5 protein-coding genes and 2 pseudogenes are annotated in these 9,418 nt (G+C 44.0%); 1 reads left to right on the forward strand and 6 read right to left on the reverse strand.

Annotated elements, in window-relative coordinates; translation table 11 throughout:
• Window positions 1-3: 3 nt before the first annotated feature.
• Window positions 4-3,534, reverse strand: a complete 3,531-nt coding sequence (gene smc, locus O9323_RS17270) for a chromosome segregation protein SMC (RefSeq protein ID WP_288125473.1) — start codon at window positions 3,532-3,534, stop codon at window positions 4-6.
• A gap of 173 nt (window positions 3,535-3,707) precedes the next feature.
• Window positions 3,708-3,977 (reverse strand): YciI family protein, encoded by a 270-nt coding sequence (locus O9323_RS17275; protein ID WP_193977283.1) that lies wholly within the window; start codon window positions 3,975-3,977, stop codon window positions 3,708-3,710.
• 321 nt (window positions 3,978-4,298) lie between these two features.
• Here O9323_RS17275 and O9323_RS17280 point away from each other — a divergent pair, with 321 nt between their 5' ends.
• Window positions 4,299-5,546, forward strand: coding sequence for a vanadium-dependent haloperoxidase (locus O9323_RS17280; protein WP_288125474.1), 1,248 nt, complete (start codon window positions 4,299-4,301; stop codon window positions 5,544-5,546).
• Between the two features lie 280 nt (window positions 5,547-5,826).
• Here O9323_RS17280 and O9323_RS17285 read toward each other — a convergent pair whose 3' ends face one another.
• From O9323_RS17285 to O9323_RS17300, 4 genes and pseudogenes are all read right to left on the reverse strand, one after another.
• Window positions 5,827-6,339, reverse strand: coding sequence for a PEP-CTERM sorting domain-containing protein (locus tag O9323_RS17285; protein ID WP_002754381.1), 513 nt, complete (start codon window positions 6,337-6,339; stop codon window positions 5,827-5,829).
• Window positions 6,340-6,391: 52 nt separating this feature from the next.
• Complete coding sequence (locus O9323_RS17290; protein WP_002754380.1) at window positions 6,392-6,652, reverse strand: type I secretion C-terminal target domain-containing protein; 261 nt, start codon at window positions 6,650-6,652, stop codon at window positions 6,392-6,394.
• Between the two features lie 91 nt (window positions 6,653-6,743).
• Window positions 6,744-9,179 (reverse strand): annotated as a pseudogene (locus tag O9323_RS17295) (5'-nucleotidase C-terminal domain-containing protein); the annotation flags it as partial.
• Window positions 9,180-9,332: pseudogene (locus O9323_RS17300) on the reverse strand (ISNCY family transposase); the annotation flags it as partial.
• Between the last annotated feature and the right edge of the window lie 86 nt (window positions 9,333-9,418).

Here is a 9,418-nt window from a genome sequence, read left to right on the forward strand (position 1 = left end):
AGGTTAAACTTTAATTCCTAGTACCTGTGTATGGGTTCCCCGTGCTTGGGTGACACCGATGGTTCTTTCCGATGCTTCAATCATCGGCCGACGCAAACTAACAACAATAAATTGCGCTTGTTGTGCTTGTTTTTGAATCATTTTGGCCAATTTCTCCACATTTGCCCCATCTAAAAACATATCCACTTCATCAAAGGCATAAAAGGGAGAAGGACGATATCTTTGTAGGGAAAAAATAAAGCTTAAAGCGGTTAAAGATTTTTCACCTCCAGACATGGAACTTAATCGCTGTACGGGTTTTCCTTTCGGATGGGCCACCAGATTTAAGCCACCATTAAAGGGGTCATTTTCGTCTTCTAATTGCAAGTAACCATCACCATCGGACAGGGTAGCAAATATATTCTTAAAGTTTTCGTTAACAGCAGTAAATGCTTCCTGAAAAGCATTAAATCTGAGGGTGGTAAAGTTTTCTATGCGTAAAAGTAGTTCGGTTCTTTCTCCTTCAAGAGTTTGCAGTTTTTCTGATAGTTCATCTAATCTCTCTTTGGTTTTTTGGTATTCTTCTAAAGCTAACATATTCACAGGTTCTAAAGCTTCTAATTTCTTTTGTAGCTGCCGAATATCGCTTTGAATTTTCTCGAAATCCCGCTCACTTTCGGGAATTTCGGGCAAGGGATTGGGTAAGTCGCTTTCTAGTTGACTAATTTCTGTCTGTAAAGTGGTTAGTAATGCTCGTCTTTCCTCTTGATTGTTGACTAACTTCTCCGATTGCCAGATAGTCTGTTGTTGTTGGTTTTGTTGTTGTCGCAAAACTGTCTCTAATTGGTCTCTTTTTTGCTTGGTTTCCCCTAGTTGTTGCGATAATTGCTGTAAAGCTTGATTGATTTCTAAAATATGGTGATCAAGTTTTTCTATCTCCAGATTACCGATATTTCTCTGATTAACTGCATCGGTAATTATTTTCTCAATCTCAATAATTCTATCCGCAGACTCTTGACTTTTTTCCTCTAGTCTGATTTGTTGACTTTGTAAATCTTTTAACTGTTCGCGGACTGTAGCGAGGTGATTTTCTTGGGTTTGTAACTCTAATTCTTGAGCGCGAATTATTCCCTGTACCTGTTGCCATTCGCTATGGGTATGATTGGCCTCTAAAGCAGTTAATTTCTCCTGTTCTTGCTGTAAAGATAACTCTAACTCAGGAATTTCTCTGGTTAATACCTCTAACCGTTGACGAGAAATAGTAATTTCCTCTTGCTGGCCCGATAATTGACGGGTTAAATCCTCTTTTTCTGTGGTTAAACGTTGTAAATCCTTGCTTAATTGTTGTAGAGATAATTGATTTTCCCGATGACTTTGACGGGTTTCGGTTAACTGTTGGGTTAATTGACTGATAAGATTATTAACTTGAGTAATTTTTTCTTCGTTGCGGGTAAGAATGCGATCGATTTCTGCTAATCTTTCCCGTAGAGATTCCGCTTCACTAGACTCCTTCGGAGAAATTTTACCAAAACGTTGCCCCGATCGCGTCGGTTGGCTGCCTCCAGTCATAGCGCCAGTCATCTCTAATAACTCGCCATCCAAAGTAACGATGCGATATTGATTGATATAATAACGGGCAGAATCTATATCCTCGAAAACCACCGTACTGCCAAAAATATAGTTAAAAACCTCCCGATACTGGGGTTGAAACTTAACTAAATTCACCGCTAAATCCAGATAACCCCGCGCATGACGCAGAGAGGAAATATCCTGGGGACGGGGAGGACGAATTTTATTCAGGGGTAAAAAAGTGGCCCTACCGATGCGACGCTGTTTTAGTAAGGCAATTCCGGCAGCCGCAACGCTATCATCTTGGACGACTACATGACCTAAACGACCTCCGGCGGCGATTTCCAGAGCAATTTGATAACGTTCTTCTACTTCGCCCAATTGTGCCACTAATCCGCAGATTCCGGGCAAATCTGACTGTAATAATATTTGAGTGGCATAGGTTCCCTGGGCCTCCTGTTGCGCTTGCTTAGTCGCTTCCAGTTTATCTAATTCCCTCTGTTTGTCCCGTTGTTCCTTGAGCAGACGTTTTTGGGTGTCCTGACTGATAACGCGATTTTGTTCAGCAATGGTGAGTTTTTGGGCTAAATTTTGGATATCTGGTTCCGATTGATTAATTTTTTGTAATATTTCTTGACTTTCTTCTGTTTTTGTGCTAATAACTTGCTCTAATTCTTGCAGACGTTGACCAGCTTCTACTATATTAGTTTGCAATCGATCGCATCTTTCGGTCAATTGGGCCCGTTGGCTACGGTAGGGGTTTAATTGTTCCTGAAGACGGGTAATATTGCGGGAAAGGTCACTTTGTTCTTTTACCCAAGCTTCTGACGCTTCCGCGAGACTACTTGCTTGCAGACGATAGTTTTCTAGGGTTTCCCTTGCGGTTTGGGTTGTCCGTAGGAGATTGGGTAAAATTTCAGTTTCTAAACGGCTTTTTTGGGCAGTAATCTGATTTAATTCGAGATTGTAGCGATTAATTTCCTCTGAAAGCCTGTTTTTCTGTGCCTGAGATTCTTTTTCGAGGTTTTCTAACTCTTTTTGTCGTTGTTGCTGTTGTTGTCGTTTGGCCTGTTGACTCGCTAATCGGGAAGTCAGGGACAGGTGTTCATCTTCCCCGAAAGCTTTAACCTGTTGATTGAGTTTCTCTAATTCTTGACTATTTTGGGCGATTTGTTCGGATAAATTGGCGATAGTTTCCGTTAAAACCTGTTTTTCCCTTTCCCCAGCTTGAATTTGTCCTTGTAATTGCTGGCAGCGCTGCTGGAGATTTTGCCAATGGAGGACAATTTCCCATTGTTGCTTTTCTTGGACTTGGGCCTTGAGTTTTTGGTATTTTTCGGCTTTAATGCGATCGAGTGCTAATTTCTCCAGAGATTTTTGCAATTCTGTGGCAATAATTTGGCAGCGTTCTTCTCTTTCTTTAACCGAATCGATATTCTCCTTAGTTTTCTCAATTTTGCGGTCAAATTCGGCTACTCCTGCCAATTCGTCGATAATTTCCCGTCTTTCCTTGGCATTCATGCTGATAATTCGGGTTACGTCCCCCTGTAACACCACGTTGTACCCTTCGGGATAGATGCGTAAACGGTTTAATTGGTCGTGAAGTTCACTAACCGTACAGGTTTCCCCATTGATATAGTAGGTAGAAGTATAGCTGCCCCCCTTAGCCACTTTTAAGCGTCGGGAAACCGTCCAATCCCTATCGGTTGCGTCAGGAATATCGGCAATATCAAAAGTCACCGAAACACTCGCTTCTGAGCTATGACGTTGACTGTTATAGCTATGATTGACTAAATCCGGTAATCTTTCGGCCCGCATTCCCTTGGAAGTAGCTAATCCCAAGCAAAATAGCAATGCGTCAAGGATATTCGACTTTCCCGAACCATTTGGACCAGAAACCACCGTAAACCCCGGTAAAAAGGGTATAGGAGTCGTTCCCCCGAAGGATTTGAAGTGTGAGAGTTCGACCTTTTTGATGTAAACCATGGCAATAAGCAAAAAGTAGGCAAGCTATCAGCTGTCAGCTGGAATCGATAAGGGATAACTCCGGTTTATCCTTGACAATATCCTCAGACTTGACCGGAGATGAGTTTGATTAGTTGCGTAGTTGGAAAATTTTATGACAACACCCTTATAGAAAAATATAGCTGATAGCCCCCTTAGATGACTTGAATCCATTCCTTGACTTGGTACTCTGTCCAGATGCCATTTTGCCAGTAGGGATCCGATTCGATTAATTCTCGCACTTCTGATTCGCTGGCTGCCTGATAAATTGCGAAAACTTGGCTTAAATCTGCCGTTGGTCCGATAGTAACGAGAATTCCCCGTTCTTTCTGTTGATTTAATCCCTCTAGATGCGCTTGACGATAGGGTGCGCGTTTTTCCAGCACGTTTTCACAATAACTACCCCAGACAACAAATTTCGGCATATTTGACCTGTACTCTCTTGATCTGTTGCTATTTTACGATCGAATCGTCAATCAGACTAAATCGCTATAGAAAAGTGGGAAGTAGGGGGGTTTTCGGTTATCAGTAAACAGTCATCAGTGAATTGAACAGTCAAATCTGATAAGTAATAACTGCAATAGTTAATTTTTGTAAAAAGTAGTTGACAAATTGCCAGTGCTTTAAAGTGGGATTTATGTCACTTAACTTCTTGTTAACAGCCTAAACTTCTATGGTTACTGTTAAACTTATCCAATAGACTGGGGCTGTTAAGTCAAAGTTGCGATATTAAAGGAGGCAACGATATGAACGTAATTATCGAGTGGAATGACGTTTTTTTAGAAACTATTCGGAAAATTGGTGGCGGTCCGACACCGATTGCCCGGGCGGGGGCGATGTTACAGGTGGCGATGTTTAACGCCATTAATGCCCTTTCGGGGAATTTATACAGTCCCTATCCTAGCAATTTAAAGTTAAAGCCTGATCCCGGTACTTCTCCTGAAATAGCGGCGGTTTATGCGGCCCATCGTATTCTTAGCCGGATTTATGTCAATCTGACCATGACTTTTAATACTGCTTTGGATACATCCCTGCAAAGATTAAACGTGGTTAAGATGTCCGATGCCGATACCAAAGGTAAAACGTTTGGGCAGGCCGTGGCCGATTCGATTCTCACCCTGCGTCAGAATGACGGTTCTGACCAACCTCCCCTGTATAAACCGGGTAATCAGCCGGGGGATTGGCGACCGACAGGATCTGGGGATGCGGTTGCCCCCCAATGGCCAGACGTGACTCCCTTTGTCATGACTTCTGGGAGTCAATTTCGGCCGCCCTTTCCGGGTAACTATGCTAATAAAATCGACCTTCTCCTTAGTCCTGAATATGCGGCCCAGTTTAACGAAGTCAAACTGTTAGGGGCGGCCAATTCCCCTGTGCGTACTGCTGAAGAGGCTATAATTGCCTTTTTCTGGGCGAATGATGTGGATGGAACCTATAAACCCCCTGGCCATCTGTTCCGCATTACCCAAATTGTTGCCCAACAAAGAAATTTATCTCTACTGGAAACAGCGCGTTTATTTGCCCTAGTGGGTTTAGTCATGGGTGATGCCGCTATTGTCGCGTGGGATGCTAAGTACCGGCTGCCGATTAATCTCTGGCGACCGGAAACAGCGATCCGTCTGGCGGATCAAGATGGTAATCTTTTAACCGAAGCTGATCCCAATTGGCAACCCCTATCAATTAATCCCGCCGGTCAGCGTTTTAGTCCCGCTTTCCCTGCCTATGTTTCTGGTCATTCCACTTTTGGGGCGGCCCACGCTGGGATTATGCGTAATTTCTTTGGTACTGATAACGTCACTTTTACCGCCGACACGGACGATCCTAAAGCCGAGGGGATTAAACGCACCTATAATAGTTTTAGTTCGGCGGCTTTGGAAAATGGTCGCAGCCGTATTTATCTGGGGGTTCACTTCCAATGGGATGCTGACCACGGTTTCTGGTCGGGTACACAGTTGGCTGATTTTGTCTATGCCAGAGTTTTACAGAGAGTTTAGGTAGGGCTTGCTGAAAAGTACGGGCGAAGCATTCGGATAGAAAATCTACGGTTTCACCGATAGGTTATTACCCGAATGCTTCGCCCCTAGAGGACGCGGGCCGATGAAGACGCAAGGTTTTGAAGCACGATTCTCTCAAAATCTTGCACCTGTTTCACGAGAAAAGCCACAAAACCCTAACTTTGCCTACATTTCCATTTATTCAGCAAACCCTAAGTAGAGTAACCGATAAACTACGCCTACCCATTAGTTTGAGGTAGGCGTTTTGGTCTCAAATTAGTTAGGGCCTTTTGCGAAAGACAAGACCTATTCCTCCTAAAGTAATTAAACCGATAACCATAGAAGGTTCAGGAACTTTGCTAAAAGTTAGGCTACCTTGTCCTGCAATACCCAAGCGAGGACTATAGGTAAAAGCCGCTTCACTGAGGTTAAACAATCCGCTAGTCAGGGCAAAATTAGCGATGGGAAAGAAGGCATTAGTAGAGGTGACACTATAATCGATGCCAATAAAAGTCCCATCGAAATAATTAGCCACGGGAGGGGCATCGGCCGAAGCGAGATTAAAGCTATGGTCGAGGAGATTAAAACTAATATTGGTCAAGGGGATAGATTCAAAATCTACGCCTGTAATCGCCGCATCATCGAAACTGACCGAACCGGAATAAGTCCCATTCAGACTTCCAGAAGTTATAACACCTTGAAAATTGTAGGTGATATTTGCCGCTTGTAAACTATTGACATTGACCGCAAAATATGCTAGGGCTAAACCTGTGATTACAGCAACTTTATTCATGGAAATTACTCCTTAAAAAAAACGGTGGGCATTGATAGCCCACCAAAAAAAACTAGAACAGGAAATTGGCAAGGTTATTCAAGACCACCACCGCAACGTTATTAATTAACGCTAGGGGTAAAGGACTTGCGGCAGTTCCAAAACCATCAGTATCGATATTTAGAACCGTACTACTACCACGAGCAGTAAAAGTGATATAACCATCAGCAATGGGATTACTGCCGGTGTAATTCAAACTATTAAGCAGTTGCGTGAGAACAATTTTGTCGCTGCCGACGGTAAAATCAGTAATAGTATCACTGCGATCGCTCAAACTGACATAAACAAAGAAATCATTAAGTAGTCATGCAAAATAAATTTCCTAGTGAAGACAGGCAAGAGGCAATAGGCAAGAGGCAAAAGCTTTATCGAAATGTGTAATTAATTTTGCTTAGGTACTTACCACCTAAACCAGTTAGGGTGTCGCGACCTTGAAACCCGACTAAGACATCATCACCGGTAGTACCCACTAGATTATCAATGCCGGCCGTACCCGAACGAGTGGAACGCAAAACTTCATCACTGCGGAAATTGAGGTTTTGCAGACGGGTATCAAATTCTCTGCTCACATCTTCCCCTAAAAAGGGTTGATTGAAGAAATTCGCCCGTAAATACTCCGCAAAAGCGTCCTGTTCCGTACCATCGGGGGCAAAAGTTGCGTTACCAGTGAAGTTGGGTGTACTGCCTAGCAAATTGACGCGATTGCGCTGGGGAATGGTATAACCATCACCGCCATCAAGAAGAAAAGAAAGCGTCACCATGCGGAAGCTACGATTAGCATCACCGACAATTGCGCCATTTTGAACCACCACATCGATAACTGTGCCGTTTTCATCCTTGATTACCAAAGATTTTATCCGACTGCCAGCGGGGTCATCAAGGTCGAAACTGAAGGCCATTCCTCCCACTTGCGGGAAACGGCCTTGGGAATTAGCAGGGTCGTTTGTACTAGCCGCCAGACCATACTCCAAAATCCCCTTTAATTCACTAGCAGTGACAGTGGTGAGACTGAGGGAATTATTAAAACTGAGGGCATTTTTAATCGCTACTTCTGAAATTCCCCCGGCCGGTTTCACTCCGGGTACTTCTTCCGGTGCTACCCGTACTGCTTCCGTACCGGTGGGAACGATGATACTGCCAATGCTATTGCGAATACCACCGCCATTTTTCAGGGAAATAACCACGTTAGCATCGGTTTTTTTGGCCTCAGCTAGGTTAGCATCGGCGGTAATATTGCCGAGGTTGGTTTCCTGTTGGCGAACTCCATCTAATCCTGTCCCCGACCGTTGACCGTTGAGGAAAACTCGCGTAAAACCGAAGAAATTGCCTTCTTGAGCGTTAATAACCCCTCTGAGGGAATTGGTAATCGCCCGAATTTCGGGGTCTTCTAATCCTGTTCCCCCCACTTCCGTCACCCCTTGGGCATCGGTGGCGTAAGCGCCGCTAATATTGGGATTGTAGCTTTCGGGAATGATATGACCATTGCTATCAAAATCGAGAACTAAGCGCCCGACGTACTTATAATTGGCATCGGTATTAACTACCGCTACCGGTTTTCCCTCTGGGTTAGTTTTGACAATGGGGTAAACGCCCTGGAAGGTGTCTCCGGCGCGTAAACGGTCATTTTCGTCGGTTAAACGAGTATGGGAACCACCAGCGACGATAATATCGACATTGCGTAAACGTTCTGCTAGGGCCTGTTCGATCGATAATTGTTGCATATGGGCTAACAAAACGACCTTATTCATCCCCGGATTAGCGGCCAAAAGTGCATCGACGGAAGCTTGAATAATGGCCGCTAAAGCATCAAGGTCATCTGGATTAGCAGGAGAAACTCCCACGTTACCCGGACTGGAAATTGAGCGTAAAATCGGGGTAGTTGCCCCAACAATGCCAATTTTCTCGCCATCGGACAGGGTAATCACCGTACTCTTCGCGATTTTATTAGCAATGGTACTCGCTTCCTGACCATCGGCAGTCACTAAACTGGCTAAGTTGGTATCGGGGGCAAAATTAAGATTAGAACTGAGATAGGGGAAATTTGTACCAGGATAGTTGCCATTGGGAAGAATCAAATTACGGACAACTGCTGTACCTTGGTCAAATTCATGATTGCCAAAAGCGTTCGCTTGTACTCCCAAATTGTTGAGAATCTGGATATCACCGCGGCCAACTGCCCCGAATACCTGTTCGCTGGCCCCGAAAAATAGCCCCGGAATGTAGGCATCTCCAGACGCAAGGGTGAGGGTATTGGCAAAACCTGCTACACCGTCATTATCGATGTCCTGCTGTTTGAGGGCATTTAACACCGCACTCATGCGCGGGGCATCATCAAGGGCTGAAATTCCGCCTTCGTTGTCGGAAAAATGGAATAATTGCAGTTTAAAGGGTTGGGGGGTGGTTAAATTTAAACCAATTAAAACGGGATCGTGATCACTGGTACGATAGGGGTTGACTTGGTAGAGTGCAGAGGGGTTTAAGGGAGGATTGGAGGGATTTTCCCCGGGGTCAACGATATTGTCATCATAGTCGAAAACACTAGGTTCATCGGCGTTAATGTGCCATTCTGTCACTCCCGTTACCTGAGAGGCTAAACTAGCATTAGCGAGAGCATGGTCAAGATAACCAGCTTGACCATCGAAAACGTAGGAATAAGCGTTAATACCCCCAAATTGACCCACTAAATTTGTATATCCGGCGGATTCGAGCGCTCGAATTGGGTCTTCTTGGGCGTAGGCATTGAGATCCCCGATAATTAAATAATCCCTATCACCGCTATTAGTGGGATCCGTGGCTATCCAAGTAAAAAAAACCGAAAAAGCCGCCTTAACTGCATCTTCTACCTGATATTTGGTATTGTTTCCTGGTTTTCTGTCATCGGGTAAGTCATGTAATTCTTCAACTAAAAATTGTATTAATTCAGGAATTTCTAAAGTCACAGCCTTTTTCGTCATCGCAGAACAGTTTGATTAATTAATATTTCCAACTTAATAATTTTACCTCAACAGACAACAATCATCAATTTTTATTTGGTTCTCTT

The sequence above is a fragment of the Microcystis sp. LE19-131.1A genome (assembly GCF_027532015.1).
GTDB lineage: Bacteria > Cyanobacteriota > Cyanobacteriia > Cyanobacteriales > Microcystaceae > Microcystis > Microcystis ichthyoblabe_A.